Origin of the sequence: Cellulomonas sp. KRMCY2, assembly GCF_000526515.1 — a bacterium.
Lineage (GTDB): Bacteria > Actinomycetota > Actinomycetes > Actinomycetales > Cellulomonadaceae > Actinotalea.
On record NZ_JAGF01000001.1, the window covers coordinates 1,351,376 to 1,369,236 of the forward strand.

Consider the following 17,861-nt stretch of genomic DNA (forward strand, 5'->3'; position numbering starts at 1 on the left):
TCCCTTCGAGTGGTGTGGCGGCCTGGTCAGGCAGTAGAGCCGGTGGTGTCGGTGGTGGTGTCCGTGGTGGTGCCGGTGGCGTCCGTCGACGGATCGGTCGTGGTCCCGGTCGTGGCCGCCGCGGCGACCTCGATCGCCGAGACCGCGTCGAGCGGGACGGTGTGCTCGCCGACGGTCACGGTGGGCACCGCGGCGGCGAAGGAGACGGACGACGCGACACCGGTGCGCGTGACACCGTCGGCGTCGGTGAAGCTGACCTGCCGACCGACGAGGCCACTGGCCGCGATCCGCATCTGCAGGGCGAAGGACTCGCGGGAGGTGTCGGCGAGCCCGGTCAGCTGCTCCATCGAGGCGAGCTGGGTCGACTGGGCCATCATCTCGTTGGTGTCCATCGGCGAGGTGGGGTCCTGGTTGCGCAGCTGGGCGACCAGGAGGGTCAGGAAGACCTCCTTGTCCATCTCCTTCTTCGCCGTGGTGGCCGGTGCGTTCGTCGTGTAGAGACTCGTCGCCTGCGGGGCGGCTGTCGGGGCGATCGTCATGGATTCCTCTCAGACCAGCAGGTCGAGACCGACCAGGCGGTCGGACGTCGGATGGATCGGGCCGGGTGGGCGCTCGGTGCCGGCCCCCGTGCGGGCGGGGTCGCCGTCGCCGGGCCGGTCGCCGCGGCCGGTCCCGGGCCCGCCGGAGCCGGTTCCGGTGCCCTCGGCGCTCGCACCGTTGCCACGGGCTCCGGTGCCCAGCCCGAGATCGGCGGTGAGGCCGGCGACGGCGAGGTCACGACGCAGGTCGGGCAGCGCGGCGCGGAGGGCGTCGCGGGCCTGGTCCGTCCCGGCCAGGAGCTCGATCCGGACACCGTCCGCGCCGATGTGCGCCACGACGCGGACCGGTCCGAAGCTCTCCGGGTCGACCCGCAGGGTCAGGACGTGCTCGCCGGCACCGGCGCTGCGCAGCGCAGCGAGCCGCACGCCGAGCTGTTCGGCCAACGGGCGGGCCGGTTCGGCCGGCGCCGACGGTGCGGCCGGTGCCGCTGCGTCGGCGGGAGCCGTCGGCTGGGCGGGCGCGACGGCGCTGGTCCCGCCGGTCAGACCCGAGGCCGCCGGAGATGCGCCGACCTGCTGGGTCGCGGTGGGTGCGACGGCCTCGGCGGCCGCCGCCGGACCCGCCGTGGTGTCGCCGGGTGCGACAGCCGTCGCCGGGTCCGCCGCTGCCGACGCCTCGGCGACCTGGACGACACGTCGCCAGGCACCCTCGGTCGTTGCCGTGCCGGTCGCTGTGCCGGACGCCGTGCCGGTCGCCGTGCCGGTCGCCGTGCGGCCTGCCGGGTCGGCCCCGGTCCCCGATGCCGGCGTCGTGGCCGCCGCGACACCCGTGCTCTGCGCAGCGGGCCCGGTGCGCTGGGCCGGCACCCCGGTGCGCTGAGCGGGTGACCCGGCCAGGGCCGTCACGGCGGCCTCGGCGGACCGCGCCGCGGAGGCCTCGCGCCGGGCACTGAGGTCGATCACCGTCGCGAGGGCACCGTCCTGCGACCCGTCGGTCGCCGCGGTCGCCGCTGTCGCCGCTGTCGTCGCTGTCGTCGGGGCAGCGGCGTCGGCGGCCTCGGCGGCGGTGGCCTCGGCGGCGGTGGCTCCGGCCGTCGAGCCGGCCGGCGGTGCTGCGATGCCGGCCACCTCCGCGAGCAGCCCGGCAGCGGCCTGGACCAGCTCCGCGACGGACATCGGCAGGATGCTGCGGACCGGGCTCGTAGCCGCCTGGTCCGCCGTCGCGGCGTCTGCGCTCTCGTCGTCGGTGTCGCCCGCCTGACCGGCGGCGCTGCGGTCGGCGTCGCGCCGGCCGTCGGAGCGCAGGCCCTCGTCGACGACGGCGTGCAGCGTCGAGGCGAAGTCGTCGCCACGTGCCTGGCCGGCGGTCGCCGTCGGACGCCCCGTCGCCGGGGTGGGCGACGGAAGCATGATGATCGTGGTCATCGCTCCTCCTCGGTGGGTGACGCGGTCGTGGTGCCCTGCTGGGCGTCGTCGACCGCCAGGTCGGTGGTCGTGGTCGCGGCGGCCCGGTGGCCGCGGGCTGCCGCCTCGTCGAGGACGGCCTGCTCGGCCCGGTCCTCCTCCGCGTGCACCTCGAGGCCGTGCCGTTCCTCGAGCTTGGTCAGGGTCGTGGCTCGCGTCCTGGCCGCCGACCACTCGTCGGTCGCCGCCTGCACCCGGGCGTTGATCGCGGCGACCGTCGCGGTGGCCTCGCCGACCAGTCCGGTCAGCGCCGCCCGACCCGCGATCGCGGCCTGCCAGGTGAGCTCGTCCCCGTGCCGCGGGAGCGTCGTACCGGCCAGCATCTCGGCCGTGTCGTCGCGACGCTTCTCGGCCGCGCGGCGCTGGGCATGCGTCCGGGCGAGCTCGGCCGCTGCCTCGTCCTCCTGCAGGCGGCGCAGGCGCAGCAGCCCGGCGAGCCGGAACGGGTGGGCCATCAGCGACCGCCCATCGTGGTGACGAGGCGGTCGAGGTGCTCCCAGGCTGCTGCCGCCGGGACGACCAGGTCCATCGGCTGACGCAGGAAGGCATCGATCGCGTCGGCATGCGTGACAGCCGCGTCCACCGCGGGGTTGCTCCCCACGGCGTAGGCGCCGACGTCGAGCAGGTCCTGGGCCCGACGCCGGGCCGCCAGCACCTGGCGCAGCCGGGTCGCCGACGCGCGCTGCTCCGGGGTGGTCACGCGCGGTGCGACACGCGAGATGGAGGAGAGCACGTCGATGCTCGGGAAGTGACCCGCGACCGCGAGGTCACGGGTCAGGACCACGTGCCCGTCGAGGATGGACCGGGCGGCGTCGGCGATCGGCTCGTTGTGGTCGTCGCCGTCCACCAGCACGGTGTAGATGCCGGTGACCGAACCGCGCTCGGCCGTCCCGGCCCGCTCGAGCAGCTGGGCGAGCAGCGAGAACGTCGACGGCGGGTAGCCACGCGTCGCAGGCGGTTCGCCGACCGAGAGCCCGATCTCGCGCTGGGCCATCGCGACCCGGGTCAGCGAGTCCATCATGAGCACGACGTCGCTGCCGTGGGACCGGAAGGCCTCGGCGATCCGGGTCGCGACGAATGCCGCGCGCAGGCGGACCAGCGGCGGCTCGTCGGACGTCGCGACGACCACGACGCTGCGGGCCAGACCCTCGGGGCCGAGATCGTCCTCGATGAACTCGCGCACCTCGCGGCCGCGCTCGCCGACGAGCGCGATCACGGAGACCTCCGCCTCGGTGCCGCGCGCGATCATCGACAGCAGGCTCGACTTGCCGACACCCGAGCCGGCGAACAGCCCGATCCGCTGGCCACGCCCGACGGTGGCCATCGTGTCGAGCGCACGGACGCCGAGCGAGAGCGGGACGGCGACCCGTGAGCGGCCCATGGCCGACGGCGCGCTGCCGCTGACCGGTACGCGGTGCGTGCCCCGCAGCGGACCCTTGCCGTCGACCGGGCGACCGAGGCCGTCGACCACGCGGCCGAGCAGCCCGGCGCCGACCGGCGCGGTCAGCGGGCGACCGGTGCCGCGCGCCGGCATGCCGACCCGCAGACCGTGCACGACACCCAGGGGCATGCACCGCAGGACGCGCGACGTCGCGGCGACGACCTCGGCGGCGATCTGACCGGGACCCGGTCCGTCCGGGTTCGCCAGGTCGCCCTCGTGGGCCGACTCGCCGAGCACGACGAGGTCGCCGACGGCGCCGACGAGACCGGCGACGTCGATGGACAGGCCGACGACGGCGCTGACCGTACCGACCCGCTCGGGGGCGGCGGCGGCGAGCGCACGTCGCAGGGCGTCGTCGGCGACCGGCGGTGCGAGGGCGGCCCTCATGCGATGTCCTCGACCTGGTCCTCGAGCAGCGCGGCACGGGCCCGCGCCAGCGCGGAGCCGATCTGTCCGTCGAGGTACCCGGCGGAGTGCTCGCTGATGGCGTCGCCGGGCGAGAGCCGTGGGTCCGCGACGAGCTCGACGCCGGCCGGCAGCGTCACGGAGCCGGCCGTGAGCAGCGTGGTGACCTGCGCCAGGTCGCGCGGGTTGAGCCGGACGGTGTGGACCCCGACCTCGACGGGCAGGGCCAGGGCGCGCTCGAGCAGGGACCTGGCCGAGGCCGGTCCGGGGACGAGCTCGCGCTGCAGCACGGCGGCGGCGAGCTCGAGCGCCCCCTCGTGCACCGCACGCCGGGCCTGGGCGACCGCCGGTGCGCTGCGGGCGGACGCCGCAGCCACAGCAGCCTCGAGCACGGCGAGCGCGTCGATCAGTGCCGCATCCCGCTCCGCCTGGGCGCGCGCGCTCTGCTCGGCGAGGAACCGCTGCTGCTCGGCGCCGGCCTCTGCCGCCGCCCTGGCCCCGGCGGTCCAGCCCGCGGCGTAGCCGGCAGCGCGTGCCCTGCTGTCGACGCCCTTGGTCGAGCTGACGTCGAGTGCTGCCGGGTGGAACGCCCGGACCGTCCCGGTGGAGGTCTCAGGAGACATACTCGTCCTCGCCCTCGCGGCGGATGACGATCTCGCCGCCCTCCTCGAGCCGGCGGATGACCTGCACCACTGCCGCGCGGGCGTCCTCGACCATCGACAGGCGGACGGGCCCGAGCAGCTCGACCTCCTCGACGAGGTTCTCCCGGGCGCGCTCGGACAGGTTGCGCAGGATCTTGTCGCTGACCGGCTCCGTCGCGCCCTTGAGGGCGGTGGCGAGGGACGACATCTCGACCCCGCGCAGCACGAGCTGGATGGCCCGGTCCTCGAGCAGCACGATGTCGGCGAAGACGAACATCCGGCTGCGGACCTCCTCGGCGAGCGACTGGTCGCGCGCCTCGAGGCCTTCGAGGATGAGCTTCTCGGTCGTCGGGTCGGCCCGGTTGATGATCTCGACCAGCGGCTGCACGCCGCCGACCGCCGACATCTCCTGGGGGGTCAGGACGGCTGTCGCCTTGCGCTGGAGGTTCTCGGCGACGACCGCGACGACGTCGGGCGAGGCGCGTTCCATCAGGGCGATGCGGTGCGCCACCTCGGCCTGCGTCGCGGGCGGGAGCCCGGTCATGATGGCCGACGCGTGGTCGGGCCGCAGGTGGGCCAGGACCAGGGCGATCGTCTGCGGGTGCTCACCGCTGAGCAGCGAGACGACCTGGCGCGCGTCGGCGTACTGCAGGAACTCGAAGGGCTGACCCTGCAGCGACGTCGCGAGCCGCTCGAGCATCCCGGCGGCACGCTCGCGGCCGACCGACGCCTCGAGCAGGTGCTGGGCGAAGCCGAGGCCGCCGCGTCCGTTGAAGCCGTTGCCTGCGAGCGAGACCTCGTAGAACTCCTCGAGCACGCCGTCGGCCACCTTCTGGTCGACCCGCTCGAGCCGGGCGATCTCGGTGGTGAGCTCCTCGATCTCCGACTCGTCGAACAGGGACATCACGCGCGCGGCCTGCTCGCGGCCGATCTGGATGAGCAGGAGCGCGGCCTTCTGGGTGCCGGTCAGCAGGGTGCTCATCAGCGTCGTCCACCGACGAGCCAGCCACGCAGCATCTCGGCCACCTCGGCCGGCTGCTCGGCGGCCAGCGCCATGACGTCCTCACGCTTGGCGGCCATGTCGTCCGCCACCCGCGGCGCCGCGGCGGCGAGGGCGAGCTGCGGGTCGGCGGCCTCGATGAGCTCGACCCGTCGGCTCTCGACGAGCTCGAGGGCACCCAGGTCGATCGCCTCGCGCCGGGCCTTGCGACCGCGCCGCTGGGCGGTGACGAGCATGACGATCAGGGCCAGCAGGATGACGGCGCCGATCGCGCCGTTCTTGATCAGGTCGGTGGTCGCCGCGGCCTTGGCCTCGACCTCGGCGGCGGCGAGCGCTGCCTGGGCGGTCTCGGCCGAGGACGTGTCGAAGTTCATCCGCGACACCGACACGATGTCGCCGCGGTCCGGGTCGATGCCCGCTGCGGCCACGACGGCCGCCTCGAGGTCGGCCAGGTCCAGGTCCGCACCGGCTGCCTCGGAGATCACGACGGACACCGACTGGCGGCGCACGCTGCCGGGGGTCGTGGTCAGCTCCTCGGTGACCCGGTTGAGCGGGTTGTTCACCGTCTCGCTCTCCTTGCGGTACGCGCCGGCGCCGGCGCCGTCCGTCGCGACCGGCACCTCGATGCCGTCCGGGCCGAGGACCCCGCCCACGGCGTCCTGGCTGCCCGAGTACTCCTCGAGCGTCGTCGCCGACGACACCGGCGGGAGCGCCTCACCGGCGGTGAAGGTCTCGGTCGTGCGGGCCGTCTGGTCGTAGTCGAGGTCCGCTGTGACACTGACCACCGCGTTGCCGATCCCGACGACCTTGTCGAGCATCTGCTGCACGTTGGCCGCGATGCGCGACTCGTACTCACCGGTCTGGCTGCCCTGCAGGCCGCTGCTGCCGGTCCCGCCGACGGCCGAGAGCACGTGCCCGTCGGCGTCGATCACGGCGACGTCGGTCGGGGCCATGCCCTCGATGCCGGCCGAGACCAGGTGCACGATCGACTGGACCTTGTCGGCGCTGAGGCTGACGCCCGGGCTCGTCTTGACGAAGACGGACGCCGTCGGGTCGGCCTTGTCGTCGACGAAGACCGTCTCCTCCGGAAGGGCCAGCCGGACGGTTGCGGCCTCGACGCCGTTGATCGCGCCGATCGTCCGGGCCAGCTCGCCCTCGAGGGCCCGCTGGTAGGTGACCTGCTGCTGGAACTCCGAGGAGGTCATGCCCATGTCGTCGAGCAGCGAGTAGCCCGCGCCGTCGGACGCGGCGGGCAGGCCGGCCGCGGCGACGGCGAGCCGCATCGGGTACACCTTCTCGGCCGGGACCATGATCGTCGAGCCGCCGTCGGTCAGCTCGTAGGCGACACCCTCGGCGTCGAGCTGGTCGACGATGGCGCTGGCGTCGGTCGCGGACAGGTTCGCGAACAGGGGGCTCATGCTGGGCTTGGTCAGCCAGGCGGACAGCGCGACCCCGCCGAGCAGGAGCACCGCGACACCGATGACGGCGAGCGTGCGCTGGGCGAGGTTGAACTGGCCGAGGGTCCTCTGCAGACGACCGAGCAGGCCGGTCAGCTGGGCGGGCATCAGGCCTGCATCCGCATGATCTCGGAGAACGCCTCGACGGCCTTGTTGCGCAGCGCGACGGTCAGCTCGAGCGCGACGCTCGCCTGGGTCGAGGCGATCGTGTAGTCGTGGATGTCGTCGAGGTCACCGGTGACGGCCTTGACCGCGAGTGCGTCCGAGGTGGACTGCATCGCCTGCAACGAGTCGATCGACCCGGTGAGGCTGGTGCCGAACAGGGCGCCGGACGCCGCTGTCGAACCGGTCGTCGCCGTCGCCGCCGTCGGCGCCGCGGCGCCGCTCAGACCTGCGAGGAACGTGGCCGGCGTGACGCCGCCGACGGAGGTGATGCTCATCAGCTGCGTCCGATCTGAAGGGCGGCCTGGTAGGTCTCCTTGGCGCGGTCGACCACGGCCGCGTTCGCCTGGTAGCCACGCTGAGCCATGATCAGTTGGGTCATCTGGCTGGACATGTCGATGTCCGGGTAGCGCACGTTGCCGTCGGCATCGGCCAGCGGGTGGTTCGGCTCGTAGACGACGCGGCCCTCGGCGCTGCCGAAGGCGACCCCCGCGACCTCGACGCCGCCCTCCTGGCCGTAGTCGGCGGCCTGGGCGATCACGTAGCGGGCCTGGAAGGCCGCCTTGTCGGTGCTCGTGACGGTGCTCATGTTCGCGAGGTTGTCGCTCAAGGCGTCCAGCCAGGTGCGGTAGACGGTCATCCCGCTGCCCGCGATGCCGATCGCGTCGAAGCCGCCCATCAGTTCGTCCGCATCGCGGTGCGCATCTTGGCGAACGTGCCGTCGATGGCCTGGGTGGCGAGCTGGTACCGCAGGTTCGTCTCGATGTTCAGGAGCGTCTCGGTGTCGAGGTTGACGTTGTTGCCGTCCTCGCGCGTCGGGTCGAGCGACCGTCCGACGCTCGGGCTCACCGCACCGGAGCCGTCGGCGACGGCGGTGGCGAGGGACTCCTCGAACGAGACCCGGCCGGCCAGGAACCCGGGGGTCTGGATGTTCGCGACGTTGTCCGCGATGACGCGCTGCCGCAGGGCGAGCCCGTCCAGCGCACTGCTGATCGCGACGAAGGACACGGAGTCGAACACGGCCGGAACCACCTCAACCAGTCGAGGTCCTGCGGTCGGCCGGTCCATGGCCTTCGGGGTGAGCGATCCCTGCTCGGCGTGCCCATCGGCCGTCGGCGGGCACCCGTGAGGGATTCGGCCGGGCAGTTCTCGGGTGTCACCCGGATGGGTGACGGCACGGGCCCTGCGAGCGCTCGCAGGTGCTACGCGGGGGTGTCGAGGTAGACCGGCACCGCGGGTGGCGCGGCGCGCAGGGCCTGGACGGCGCGGCTGTGCCGGCGGCTCAGGTCGGCCGCCTCGGCCAGCCGTCGACCGGTCTCGATCTGGCGCTCCAGCAGCGCGCGTGCCCGGTCGGCGAGAGTGGCCGGCAACGGGCCGAGGCCCACCGGCGGTGCCCACGGGTCGCGCGGCGGGTTGTCGGCGATGTGATCGAGGCTGAGCATCTGCTCAGCGAGACCGAGGTCGAGCTCGAGCGCCGTCAGGGCGGCCTCCCAGGCCACGTCCCAGCTGACCGACGGCGCGAGCGCCGACGAGGTCCCGCCGCCGCCGGTGCTCATCCGACGCCCAGCTCGCCGAACCCGCCGCTGCCCGCCATGACGGGCAGCGAGCCGATCGGCTCGAGGGTCGAGGTCACCGTGACCTCCTGCGCAGCCTGGTGCCAGGCGTCGCGCAGCGGTTCGACGAGCTCGCGGCAGGCCGCGGTGCGCTCAGGGTCGCCGGCGACGTTCGCGCCGATGAGCTCGGTGAGCAGGAAGGTGTAGACGGACATCAGCTGCCGCGCGCCGTCCCAGGCCGACACGTCGAGGGTCGACATGAGCTCGCTGAGGATGTCCTGCGCATGGGTCAGGTGCGGTCCTGCCGCGCCCCGGTCCCCGGCGCGCTGCTCGGTCTCCGCACGCGTCAGGTCGAGCACGAGACGGTCGTAGAGCATCGTCAGGAGCTTGGCCGGGCTCGCGGTCGCGACGGTGTCGTCGAGGTATCGGGTGCGGACGGCGGTGTAGTTCATCGGGACCCCAGGTTCGCCGTCACGAGTAGGTGGGCAGGTTCGCGAGCTGGCTGGTCAGCCAGCTCGACTGCGCTTGGAGGCTCTGCATGCTGACCTCGAGCGCCGAGTAGGTCCGCTGCAGGCCCTCGCGGCGCAGCTCGAGGCGGCGGTCCCAGCTCTCGATCTGGGTCCCCATGTCCTTGACCAGGCTCTCCTGGCCGGTGATCTTCAGGGTCAGCGTGCCTTCGTACTTGTCCGAGACACTGGTGGCGGCCTCGGCGACGCGGGCGGCGATCTGCGTGACGATCGACTGCACCTTCGCCGGGTCGGCGGCGAGCGCCGCAGCGAAGACCACCTCGTCGAAGGTGAACGAGCCGTCCCGGCCGAGCTCGATCCCGACCGCGTACGGCGAGTCGTCGCCGACCGGCGCCGATGCTGCGGTGAGCAGCAGCTCGTTGGCCGCCCGGACCGCGCTGTCACCCGTGAAGAGGCCCCCGGTGACGGTCGTCGTGCCGTCGGCGTTCGCCTTCGTCGTGATCGCCGTGCGCGAGGCGATCTCGGAGAAGACGACACCGAGCGCACCGACCAGCCCGGAGGTGAGCTTCTTCAGCGCCGAGTCGTCCCGGACCACGGAGATGGTCACCGGGTCCTCGGTCGCCCCGGTGACCTTGGAGACGGTGACGTCGACGCCGGTCATCAGGCCGACGAAGGTGTTGGCGGACTGGTTGAGGACCAGCTCGCTCGCCGAACCCTTCCAGAGCGTCAGCTCGGCGTTGGTGGCCGCGGTGACCTGGCTGGTGTCGAGCCGGAGCCCGCTCGCGTCGGTGCCGCGGTACACCTCGAAGGTCTTGTCGGTACCTGTGCTCGATCCGGTGAGCTGGAGCTTGTACTGCGGGGTCGCACCGCCGACGACCTGGACCACGGTGGCCTTGACACCGGTGGTGGCGTCGTCGTTGATCGCCTTCGCGATGTCGGCGAGGCTGCCGGTGGTCGGGTTGACGGTGACGAGGGTGCCGTCGAACTTCTTGATGGTCAGGGCCGGCGGGATGGCCGGCAGCATGGTGTTGTCGTCCAGGAACGCATCGGTGAGGCTGACCTGCGCGGTGGCGACGGCATCGATGCTGAAGCTGATCGACCCGGCCTGCGCGGACGACCCCGCGACCACCGTGGCGGACGATGCCGAGCTGGCGGCCTTCCAGGTGGACCAGGACTCCACCTTGGCGGTCGTCGCGGCAACCTCGGCGAGCGACGCGATCTTGGTGTTCAGCGCCTGCAGCCCGCTGACGAGGCTCTGGGTCTGGCTGGACTTCACCTTGAGCAGGGTCTGCGGCATCGCCTCGACCTGCATGAGCTGGTTGATCAGGGCCGTGGTGTCGAGACCACTGGCGAGACCGTCGATCCCCATCGCCATCGGTTCACTCCGTTCCTGATCAGGTTCGTGCACTGGCGGATACAGCTCCGGCCGGCGGCGGGGTGACGGTCCAGGTCATCCCGCCGCCGGCCGGTCTCTAGCTGGCTACTACGTACTGCTGGGTCGTGCTACCGGTCAGATCAGCGCAGGAGCGAGAGGACGCCCTGGGGGATCTGGTTGGCCTGGGCGAGCATCGCGGTGCCGGCCTGGGACAGGATCTGCGCCCTGGTGAACGAGACCATCTCGCTCGCCATGTCGGTGTCGCGGATGCGGCTCTCCGACGCGGACAGGTTCTCGACGGACACGTTGATGTTCTTGATCGTGTGCTCGAACCGGTTCTGCATGGCACCGAGGCCGGCACGAGCGGTCGAGATGCTGGCGATCTGCGTGTCGATCGTGTTGATGGCGGCCTGGGCCCCCGCGTGGGTGGAGAAGTCCAGCGCACCGGCAGCACCGGTACCCGCAGCCGTACCCGTGCCAGCAGCCGTCACGGCGCTGGACGAGCTCTTCGAGGTGACGACGAGCTCACCGTCGGAGTTCACGGCCGCCTTGAAGTTGGCCGCGAAGCCGGAGTCGGCGTTGAGGGTCGTGGCGACCTCGCCCGAGGTCCGGCCGGCGTCGACAGCACCCATGGCGACAGTGACGTCGACACCACCCTGGCTGAAGACGATGTCACCGGTGACGGTGGCGCTGTCCACGGCGCCGGTGAGGGCGTAGCGGCCGTTGGTCAGCGCGTCGGACACAGCCGACACGTCGGCGGCGGAGAGGTCGACCGTGATGGCGCTGTCGGCGTCACCGTTGGCACCGACCTGGAAGGTCAGGCTGCCCGCACCGTTGAGGAGCTTGGTGCCGTTGAAGTTCGTCGACTCCGAGATGCGCGCCAGCTCCGAGACGAGCTCGGATGCCTCAGTGTCGATGTTGGCGCGGGCTGCGGAGTTGTTCGAGTCGTTGGCTGCCTGGACACCCAGGTCACGAACGCGCTGCAGGATCGCGTGGACCTCGGTCAGGGCGCCTTCTGCGGTCTGCACGACCGAGATGCCGTCCTGGGCGTTGCGGGCCGCGACCTTCAGGCCGCCGACCTGCGAGCGCAGGCCCTCGGAGATGGCGAGACCGGCTGCGTCGTCCGCTGCCCGGTTGATCCGGAAACCGCTGGACAGCTTCTCCAGCGACTTGGCCAGGTCGTTCTGCGTGTTGGACAGGTTGCGGTAGCTGTTGACTGCCGCGATGTTCTGGTTGATTGAGAGACCCATGATGAAGCTCCTCCTTGATTCGGGTCGAGACCGCCGCCCATCCATGGGCGAGCAACTGACTGATCGGCGCGTTGCTCGGGGCTGTGAGGTTTTCTCGGAGATCTTTTTGCGGCCGGGACGCCCCGGCCGACGACGGTCAGCCCACGGCCCACTCGAGCGAGGCCGACCGGTCTGCGTCGATGCCGGCACCGAGGTGCGGGTTCGGCACGCTGGCGAGGGTCGAGGCCTGCGCGCTGTGCGCCGCCCTGGCCGCGACCTCGGCGAAGTACGCCCGCCGGCGACGCTCGGCCACACCGTCCGGTCGCTCCGCCACCGGCACGAGCTCGGGGTCGAGGCTGGCGTTCAGGCCGTCCTTGAGGAGTGCGAGGGCCTCGGTGCGCAGCTGGCTGATCCGCGACTGCGTGACGCCCAGCTCGTCGGCGAGGTCGACCACCGGACGGTCGTGGAAGAAGAGCTGCTCGACGACGTACCGGAGGCGCTCGGGCAGGCTCGCGACGCCCGCACGGAGGAACTGCAGCCGCTCGGACACCAGCAGGCTCTCCTCCGGGCCGATCCCGGTGGCCACGACGGTCTCGGCGATCGAGCCGTCGAAGCCCTCCATGCTCAGCACCCGGACGTCGGCGTCGCCGCGGGCGACGTCGATCTCCTCGACGGAGGAGCCCATCGCCTCGGCGAGCTCGTTGCGCGAGGGGGTACGGCCGATGGAGGCGGTCAGCTGGTCGGCGACCTCCGTGACCTCACGGGCGCGGCGACGCGCACCACGGGAGACCCAGTCCATGCCGCGCAGCTCGTCGATGAGCGCGCCCTTGATCCGCAGCGACGCGTACCGGGCGAACGGGACCCCGGTCGACTCGTCGAAGCCGCGCGCTGCCCGGACCAGGGCGAACGCGCCGGCCGATGCGAGGTCCGCCCGCGACACATAAGCAGGGACGCGGGCCAGCATCGAGTTGACGTGGTAGCCGACGAGCGCCATGTGCTCGACGACCAACGTGTTGGTGGGGTGCTCGGCTGGTGTCACGAGCGTTGTTTCGGTGGGCGCCGGAGGGAACTTGAGGGTGATATCCGGGCCGGCCCCGGCGACCCTTCACCTGGCTGTGGGAGGGTTGCCGCACCTTGTCCCGGATGCGCCCCTTTTCGGCATCTGGACCGTCTGACAGATACGCGACATCGCCAGTGATCTAAGTCACAGTGGCAGTCCGGGTCCGTGCGTAACCCGTTCGGGTGACGGGGTGTTCATCGGTCGGCCGGCGTGAAACCGTCACAATGCTTCAGACCCGGCCGATGGGCGGGTTGTGACGAGTGCCGGAGCGGGTACCCGCGAGTCGAGGAGATGCTGAGATGGGCCTGAACGCGCTGTCCGGGGTGCTCTGGCGTGAGCGCCAGCTCCTCGAGCTCCTGCTGTTCAAGCTGGAGGAGGAGCAGCTGATCCTCACCAGCGGTCGCACGCAGTGGCTCGGCCACGCGACCCGTGAGGTCGAGACCGTCCTCGAGCAGATCCGCACCGCGGAGCTCGGCCGGTCGGTCGAGGCCGACGTCGCCGCCCGCGAGGTCGGCGTCGCGGAGGGGAGCAGCCTCCTGGTCCTCGCGCAGAAGGCTCCTGCCCCCTGGGACGAGCTCTTCGCGGACCACCACGCGGCCTTCGTGTCGCTGACCGACCAGATCAGCACCCTGGCCGAGAGCAACCGGGACCTGCTCGCGACGTCGCACCGGGCCGCCCAAGAGACGATCATGAACCTGCAGCAGAGCGTGCGGACCTACAGCCCGCACGGTGCGTCGATGGCAGCGGGCAGCGTCCAGCTGCTCGACGAGGCTCTGTGAGCACCGGGTGAGCACCTTCTCCGGCATCTCCACCGCACTCTCCTCGCTCATCGCGCAGCGGCAGGCGCTCGAGGTCGCCGGCCAGAACATCGCCAACTCCAACACCGTGGGCTACACCCGGCAGCGAGCCGACCTCACATCGGTGCAGGCCTTGTCCGCCCCGTCGATGTTCTCCTCGCAGAGCGACGCCGGCAACGGCGTCAAGGTCACCGGCATCACCCGTATGGGAGACGTCTTCCTCGACGCACGCCTCCGCGCGGAGACCTCCGGAGCGTCGTTCCAGCAGGCGCAGGCGCTGTCGCTGAGCCGCCTCGAGTCGACGATCACCGAACCGGCCGGCACCGGCGTCTCCGCCGACCTGCAGAAGTTCTGGGCCGGCTGGCAGGGTGTCGCCAACCACCCGCAGGACGCCGCGGCCCGCAAGGTGCTCCTCGGGGACGGCAAGGCTCTGGTCAGCCAGATCTCCGGCGGGTACCGCGCCGTCGAGACCCAGTGGGCGCAGACCCGCACCGAGGCCGAGACCATGGTCACCGAGGTCAACACGACAGCGGCGGCGGTCGCGCACCTCAACGAGCAGATCCGCTCGATCCGCGTCTCGGGCGGCGCGGCGAACGAGCTCGTCGACCAGCGCGACGTGCTGGTCACGAAGCTGGCCGGCCTGGTGGGTGCCAGTGCGCGCGAGCGCGAGGACGGCACCGTCGACGTCATGGTGGGCGGCAACGCCCTGGTGCGTGGCGTCGTGGCCAAGGAGGTGGCGATCTCCGGCTCGTTCACGATGGCCGGCGCCATCGCCGAGCCCCCGGCGACCCCTGACCCGGTCGCGCTGACCTGGGCCGGCAGCGGCACCGCAGTGACGCTCGAGGGCGGGCGACTCGCGAGCCACCTCGCCAACCTCGCACCGGACGGCCTGCTGGTCGCCACCGCCGGGGCCTGGAACGACGTCGCCGTCGCGCTGCGCGACTCGGTCAACACCGCCCACGTCGGTGGGTTCGGCTTCGACGGGGTCGGCAACCGGGCCTTCTTCGCCGCCGGTTCCGGACCGGCCGCGACCGGCCTGTCCGTGGCGATCACCGACCCGGACCAGATCGCCGCCGCCGCTCCGGGCAAGGGACCGCTCGACGGCTCGTACGCCGACCAGATCTCGCAGCTGGCCACCGCCGCGGGCGGGCCGGACGAGACCTGGCGAAACTTCGTCGTCGACCTCGGCGTGCAGACGCGGGCCGCCGACCAGCGCGCCACGGTCACCGAGTCGGCGCGCGCGACCGCCGAGAACCTTCAACTTTCGCAGTCGAGCGTCGATCTGGATGAGGAGACGGTGAACATGCTTGCCTACCAGCGTGCCTACGAGGGCGCTGCCCGGGTGCTCACCGCGATCGACGAGATGCTCGACGTCCTCATCAACCGGACCGGCGTGGTCGGGAGGTAGACCGTGATCAACCGCGTGACCCACCAGACCATCCAGCGGTCGACGCTGGGCAACCTCCAGCTCAACCTCAACAAGATGTCCGACCTGCAGGGCCGGATGTCCGGCGGCAAGATCATCACGAAGCCCTCGGACGACCCGGGCGGCACCGCCCAGGCGATGGCGCTCCGTGCCTCGCAGCGCGCGACGGAGCAGTACGCGCGCAACGCCGACGACGGCATCGCCTGGCTCAGCACGATCGACTCGGCCGTCGCCGCGTCCGTGTCGTCGCTGCACGCCGCCCGCGACCTCACGGTGCAGGGCGCGAACTCCGGCGCGATGGGGCAGACGTCCCGCGACGCCATCGCCACCGCGATCGACGGCATCCGTGACGCGCTGCTCAGCACGGCCAACACCAGCCACCTGGGTCGCTCGGTCTTCGCCGGCACGTCCAACGCCGGCAAGGCGTTCACGGTGACCGTCAACCCGGACGACACCCGCACCTATGCCTGGACCGGGACGCCCGGCGCGTCGGTCGAACGCCGACTGACCTCCGACACGACGGTCCGCGCCGACGCCGACGGCTCAGCCGTCTTCGGCGACGGGGCCGGCTCGGTCTTCGCCCTGCTCGACAGCATCGCGGCGGACCTGCGCTCCGGCGTCCAGGTCGGACCGCGCCTGACCGAGATCGACACCCGGATGACGGCCATGCTCGCGGAGATCGCCGACGTCGGCGCCCGCTACGGGCAGATGGAGCTGGCGCAGTCCAGCACCCAGAAGACGCTGCTGGACCTCAAGGGTCAGCTCTCCGCCATCGAGGACGTGGACCTCGCGGAGATCATCGTCGAGATCCAGACCCAGGAGGTCGCCTACCAGGCGGCCCTCGGCGCCACGGCTCGCGTCCTGCAGCCGAGTCTGCTGGACTTCCTCCGATGAGCGTTCTGGTAGCCGTGAGCTCTGCCGGCCGGGTCGCGCCCGCTCGCGCCGTCACCGACCAGCTCGACTTCACGATGCCCCTGCCGGGTCTGCGCGACCTGCGCCGGTTCGAGCTCGCCGCGCTCGACGAGACGGGGTACCTGTTCACCCTGCGCTCCACCGAGCAGCCCGACGTCCGCCTCTTCGTCGTGCCGCCGGAGCCGTACTTCCCCGAGTACGCGCCGCAGATCGACCCCTCGACCCGCGCCGCCCTCGGGCTGGACGACGGCGATGCCGTGCTGCTCGTCGTCGTGCACCCCGGCCGTGGTGGGGAGCCGCCCACCGCCAACCTGCTCGCGCCGATGGCCGTCAACCCGCGGACCGGCAGTGCCGTGCAGGTCGTCCTCGACGGCGACGAGTGGCCGCTGCGGGCGCCGCTGACGGCCTCCAGCTCGGCGGCCTGACCGCCCCGCGGTCGGCAGATCCACCCGCCGTCGGCAGACGCCTTCGCCGCCGGCCGAAAAGTGTCACACCACGACCCGGCCGGCCGATGGATAGGCAGCGCCACCCGGTCGAACGAGGAGTGAGCTGTGCAGACGTCCTACCCCAGCGTGACCACCCCGTGGGCCATGACCCCCGTCACCGGAGCACGACCCGCGTCGACGGTCATCCACCGCGAACCGGTGGTCGCCCTCGACGGGCGTGTGGTCGGCTACACGGTGGCGGTCAGCTTCGCCACCATGATCCCGAGCCAGCAGGGCGCGCGGCGCACACCCCTGGCGATGCCACCGGTGCCACCGGACGTGCTGCACGCCGAGTACATGAACCTCGACCTGCCCAACCTGGTCGCCGACCGCTACGTCTTCCTGGCGGCCACCCCGGCGATGCTCGAGGGCTACGTGCCGGCGCCGGTCGTGCCGGGTCGCCTGGTCCTGGAGCTGCCGGCCCGGTTCGAGTACACCGACGACGCCGTCGAGCGCTGCGCGGCGCTGCGCGGCCTCGGCATGCAGCTCGCGCTGATGGACTACCGCGGCGACAGCGACCAGGAGGCACTGCTCAGGCAGGTCGCCTTCGTCGTCATCGACGCGAACGCTCCCGAGCTGCCGATCGCCGCCCTCGTGCACCACGCCCACGCCGCGGGGGTCCGCGTGCTGGCCGCAGGCGTCACCACAGCAGCGATCGAGGACGAGTGCCGGGCCGCCGGTGTCGACGCCCTGCGCGTCGCGTACGGCCAGCCCCCGCGCGGCGTCGCCGTCGCACCCGCTGCCCAGCCCAGCGGTACCCGGGTGCTGCGCGCCGGTGAGCTGCAGTGCCTGGCCGTGATGCACCTGTCGGCCCAGCCGGACGTCGACCTCGCCGGTGTCTCCCAGGTGATCGACACCGACCCGGTCCTGACCCTGCGTCTGCTGCACCTGGTCAACAGCGGTGCCTTCGCCCTGCAGTCCGCCGTCGACACGGTGCACCAGGCAGTGGTCCTGCTCGGGGTGCGCGAGGTCACCACGCTGGTCGCCGCCCTCCTGCTCGACGCCCGCCCGGACGCGATGGACAGCCTGTGGTTCATCCTCGCCCGCGCGCTGACCTGCGAGGAGCTGTCCGACGACCCCGCGGGGTACACCGTGGGCATGCTCTCGGCGCTGACCGAGCAGATCGGCCTGCCGGTCGACGTGGTGCTCGAGAAGGTCGGCGTCTCGCAGGCGGTGGCCGACGCGGTCCGGTCGGCCGAGGGCCCGCTGGGCTCGGTGCTCGCCGCGGTCCAGGCCCATGAGCGCAAGGATGCCGGTGCCGTGCTCCGGGCCGGGATGCTGCCCGCTGAGGTGTCGAGCGCCTACGTCCGCTGCCTCGCCTCTGCCCTGGCGACGGCCAAGACGGTCACCCGGGAGCCTGGTCGCTGAGCACCGCTGCGAACCTGCTGCGTGCCGTTACGTGCCGCTGCGGGCCGTCGCGGGCCGCTGCGGGCTCGGCCGACGCTGCG

At 72.2% G+C, this 17,861-nt stretch carries 20 protein-coding genes; 5 read left to right on the forward strand and 15 right to left on the reverse strand.

The features are described from left to right. Positions 1-26: 26 nt before the first annotated feature. From K415_RS0106585 to K415_RS0106655, 15 genes are all read right to left on the reverse strand, one after another. Positions 27-539: a flagellar hook assembly protein FlgD gene (locus K415_RS0106585; RefSeq protein WP_024286290.1), complete on the reverse strand. Its 513-nt coding sequence runs from the start codon at positions 537-539 to the stop codon at positions 27-29. A 9-nt stretch (positions 540-548) separates the two neighbouring features. Beyond that, positions 549-1,964 (reverse strand): flagellar hook-length control protein FliK, encoded by a 1,416-nt coding sequence (locus K415_RS0106590; protein ID WP_024286291.1) that lies wholly within the window; start codon positions 1,962-1,964, stop codon positions 549-551. Continuing rightward, positions 1,961-2,458, reverse strand: a complete 498-nt coding sequence (locus K415_RS0106595) for a flagellar export protein FliJ (RefSeq protein WP_024286292.1) — start codon at positions 2,456-2,458, stop codon at positions 1,961-1,963. The genes K415_RS0106590 and K415_RS0106595 overlap by 4 nt, the downstream gene beginning before the upstream one ends. Next, the gene (locus tag K415_RS0106600; protein ID WP_024286293.1) at positions 2,458-3,831 is read right to left on the reverse strand and encodes a FliI/YscN family ATPase; all 1,374 of its coding nucleotides are present in this window, start codon (positions 3,829-3,831) and stop codon (positions 2,458-2,460) included. The genes K415_RS0106595 and K415_RS0106600 overlap by 1 nt, the downstream gene beginning before the upstream one ends. After that, complete coding sequence (locus tag K415_RS0106605; protein ID WP_024286294.1) at positions 3,828-4,472, reverse strand: FliH/SctL family protein; 645 nt, start codon at positions 4,470-4,472, stop codon at positions 3,828-3,830. Before K415_RS0106605 ends, K415_RS0106600 begins: the two co-directional genes overlap by 4 nt. Continuing rightward, on the reverse strand, positions 4,462-5,472 hold the full coding sequence (fliG, locus tag K415_RS0106610) for a flagellar motor switch protein FliG (RefSeq protein ID WP_024286295.1): 1,011 nt from the start codon (positions 5,470-5,472) through the stop codon (positions 4,462-4,464). The genes K415_RS0106605 and fliG overlap by 11 nt, the downstream gene beginning before the upstream one ends. Continuing rightward, complete coding sequence (fliF, locus tag K415_RS0106615; RefSeq protein WP_024286296.1) at positions 5,472-7,055, reverse strand: flagellar basal-body MS-ring/collar protein FliF; 1,584 nt, start codon at positions 7,053-7,055, stop codon at positions 5,472-5,474. The genes fliG and fliF overlap by 1 nt, the downstream gene beginning before the upstream one ends. Further along, complete coding sequence (gene fliE / locus K415_RS0106620; RefSeq protein WP_024286297.1) at positions 7,055-7,387, reverse strand: flagellar hook-basal body complex protein FliE; 333 nt, start codon at positions 7,385-7,387, stop codon at positions 7,055-7,057. Before fliE ends, fliF begins: the two co-directional genes overlap by 1 nt. After that, complete coding sequence (locus K415_RS0106625; RefSeq protein WP_024286298.1) at positions 7,387-7,788, reverse strand: flagellar basal body rod protein FlgC; 402 nt, start codon at positions 7,786-7,788, stop codon at positions 7,387-7,389. The genes fliE and K415_RS0106625 overlap by 1 nt, the downstream gene beginning before the upstream one ends. Further along, positions 7,788-8,129, reverse strand: a complete 342-nt coding sequence (flgB, locus tag K415_RS0106630) for a flagellar basal body rod protein FlgB (RefSeq protein ID WP_024286299.1) — start codon at positions 8,127-8,129, stop codon at positions 7,788-7,790. The genes K415_RS0106625 and flgB overlap by 1 nt, the downstream gene beginning before the upstream one ends. 182 nt (positions 8,130-8,311) lie before the next feature. Continuing rightward, positions 8,312-8,665 carry a hypothetical protein gene (locus K415_RS0106635; RefSeq protein WP_024286300.1) on the reverse strand — a complete coding sequence of 118 codons (354 nt, stop codon included), beginning with the start codon at positions 8,663-8,665 and terminating at the stop codon, positions 8,312-8,314. Further along, positions 8,662-9,114 carry a flagellar export chaperone FliS gene (fliS, locus tag K415_RS0106640; RefSeq protein ID WP_024286301.1) on the reverse strand — a complete coding sequence of 151 codons (453 nt, stop codon included), beginning with the start codon at positions 9,112-9,114 and terminating at the stop codon, positions 8,662-8,664. The genes K415_RS0106635 and fliS overlap by 4 nt, the downstream gene beginning before the upstream one ends. A gap of 19 nt (positions 9,115-9,133) precedes the next feature. After that, positions 9,134-10,504 carry a flagellar filament capping protein FliD gene (gene fliD, locus K415_RS0106645; protein ID WP_024286302.1) on the reverse strand — a complete coding sequence of 457 codons (1,371 nt, stop codon included), beginning with the start codon at positions 10,502-10,504 and terminating at the stop codon, positions 9,134-9,136. Positions 10,505-10,644: 140 nt separating this feature from the next. Continuing rightward, positions 10,645-11,754, reverse strand: a complete 1,110-nt coding sequence (locus tag K415_RS0106650) for a flagellin (RefSeq protein WP_024286303.1) — start codon at positions 11,752-11,754, stop codon at positions 10,645-10,647. 136 nt (positions 11,755-11,890) lie between these two features. Beyond that, positions 11,891-12,772, reverse strand: a complete 882-nt coding sequence (locus K415_RS0106655) for a sigma-70 family RNA polymerase sigma factor (RefSeq protein WP_024286304.1) — start codon at positions 12,770-12,772, stop codon at positions 11,891-11,893. A 320-nt stretch (positions 12,773-13,092) separates the two neighbouring features. Between K415_RS0106655 and flgN the strand changes: the two genes are divergently transcribed. The 5 genes from flgN to K415_RS0106680 all read left to right on the forward strand — a co-directional run bounded on the left by flgN (position 13,093) and on the right by K415_RS0106680 (position 17,781). Continuing rightward, complete coding sequence (flgN, locus tag K415_RS0106660; protein WP_024286305.1) at positions 13,093-13,572, forward strand: flagellar export chaperone FlgN; 480 nt, start codon at positions 13,093-13,095, stop codon at positions 13,570-13,572. Between the two features lie 7 nt (positions 13,573-13,579). Then, entirely contained in the window at positions 13,580-14,998 is a 1,419-nt protein-coding gene (flgK, locus tag K415_RS0106665; RefSeq protein ID WP_024286306.1) for a flagellar hook-associated protein FlgK, read from the forward strand. Positions 14,999-15,001: 3 nt separating this feature from the next. Beyond that, entirely contained in the window at positions 15,002-15,910 is a 909-nt protein-coding gene (flgL, locus tag K415_RS0106670) for a flagellar hook-associated protein FlgL (protein ID WP_024286307.1), read from the forward strand. Next, positions 15,907-16,353, forward strand: a complete 447-nt coding sequence (locus K415_RS0106675) for a flagellar assembly protein FliW (protein WP_081784915.1) — start codon at positions 15,907-15,909, stop codon at positions 16,351-16,353. The genes flgL and K415_RS0106675 overlap by 4 nt, the downstream gene beginning before the upstream one ends. 126 nt (positions 16,354-16,479) lie before the next feature. Then, positions 16,480-17,781, forward strand: a complete 1,302-nt coding sequence (locus K415_RS0106680; protein ID WP_024286309.1) for an EAL and HDOD domain-containing protein — start codon at positions 16,480-16,482, stop codon at positions 17,779-17,781. The last annotated feature ends 80 nt before the right edge of the window (positions 17,782-17,861 follow it).

Excerpts from the sequence above, each read along its gene's own strand:
- K415_RS0106585 (WP_024286290.1), bottom strand. The coding sequence starts at position 539 with ATGACGATCGCCCCGACAGCCGCCCCGCAGGCGACGAGTCTCTACACG.
- K415_RS0106590 (WP_024286291.1), bottom strand. The coding sequence starts at position 1,964 with ATGACCACGATCATCATGCTTCCGTCGCCCACCCCGGCGACGGGGCGT.
- K415_RS0106595 (WP_024286292.1), bottom strand. The coding sequence starts at position 2,458 with ATGGCCCACCCGTTCCGGCTCGCCGGGCTGCTGCGCCTGCGCCGCCTG.
- K415_RS0106600 (WP_024286293.1), bottom strand. The coding sequence starts at position 3,831 with ATGAGGGCCGCCCTCGCACCGCCGGTCGCCGACGACGCCCTGCGACGT.
- K415_RS0106605 (WP_024286294.1), bottom strand. The coding sequence starts at position 4,472 with ATGTCTCCTGAGACCTCCACCGGGACGGTCCGGGCGTTCCACCCGGCA.
- fliG (WP_024286295.1), bottom strand. The coding sequence starts at position 5,472 with ATGAGCACCCTGCTGACCGGCACCCAGAAGGCCGCGCTCCTGCTCATC.
- fliF (WP_024286296.1), bottom strand. The coding sequence starts at position 7,055 with ATGCCCGCCCAGCTGACCGGCCTGCTCGGTCGTCTGCAGAGGACCCTC.
- fliE (WP_024286297.1), bottom strand. The coding sequence starts at position 7,387 with ATGAGCATCACCTCCGTCGGCGGCGTCACGCCGGCCACGTTCCTCGCA.
- K415_RS0106625 (WP_024286298.1), bottom strand. The coding sequence starts at position 7,788 with ATGGGCGGCTTCGACGCGATCGGCATCGCGGGCAGCGGGATGACCGTC.
- K415_RS0106635 (WP_024286300.1), bottom strand. The coding sequence starts at position 8,665 with ATGAGCACCGGCGGCGGCGGGACCTCGTCGGCGCTCGCGCCGTCGGTC.
- fliS (WP_024286301.1), bottom strand. The coding sequence starts at position 9,114 with ATGAACTACACCGCCGTCCGCACCCGATACCTCGACGACACCGTCGCG.
- fliD (WP_024286302.1), bottom strand. The coding sequence starts at position 10,504 with ATGGCGATGGGGATCGACGGTCTCGCCAGTGGTCTCGACACCACGGCC.
- K415_RS0106650 (WP_024286303.1), bottom strand. The coding sequence starts at position 11,754 with ATGGGTCTCTCAATCAACCAGAACATCGCGGCAGTCAACAGCTACCGC.
- flgN (WP_024286305.1), top strand. The coding sequence starts at position 13,093 with ATGGGCCTGAACGCGCTGTCCGGGGTGCTCTGGCGTGAGCGCCAGCTC.
- K415_RS0106675 (WP_081784915.1), top strand. The coding sequence starts at position 15,907 with ATGAGCGTTCTGGTAGCCGTGAGCTCTGCCGGCCGGGTCGCGCCCGCT.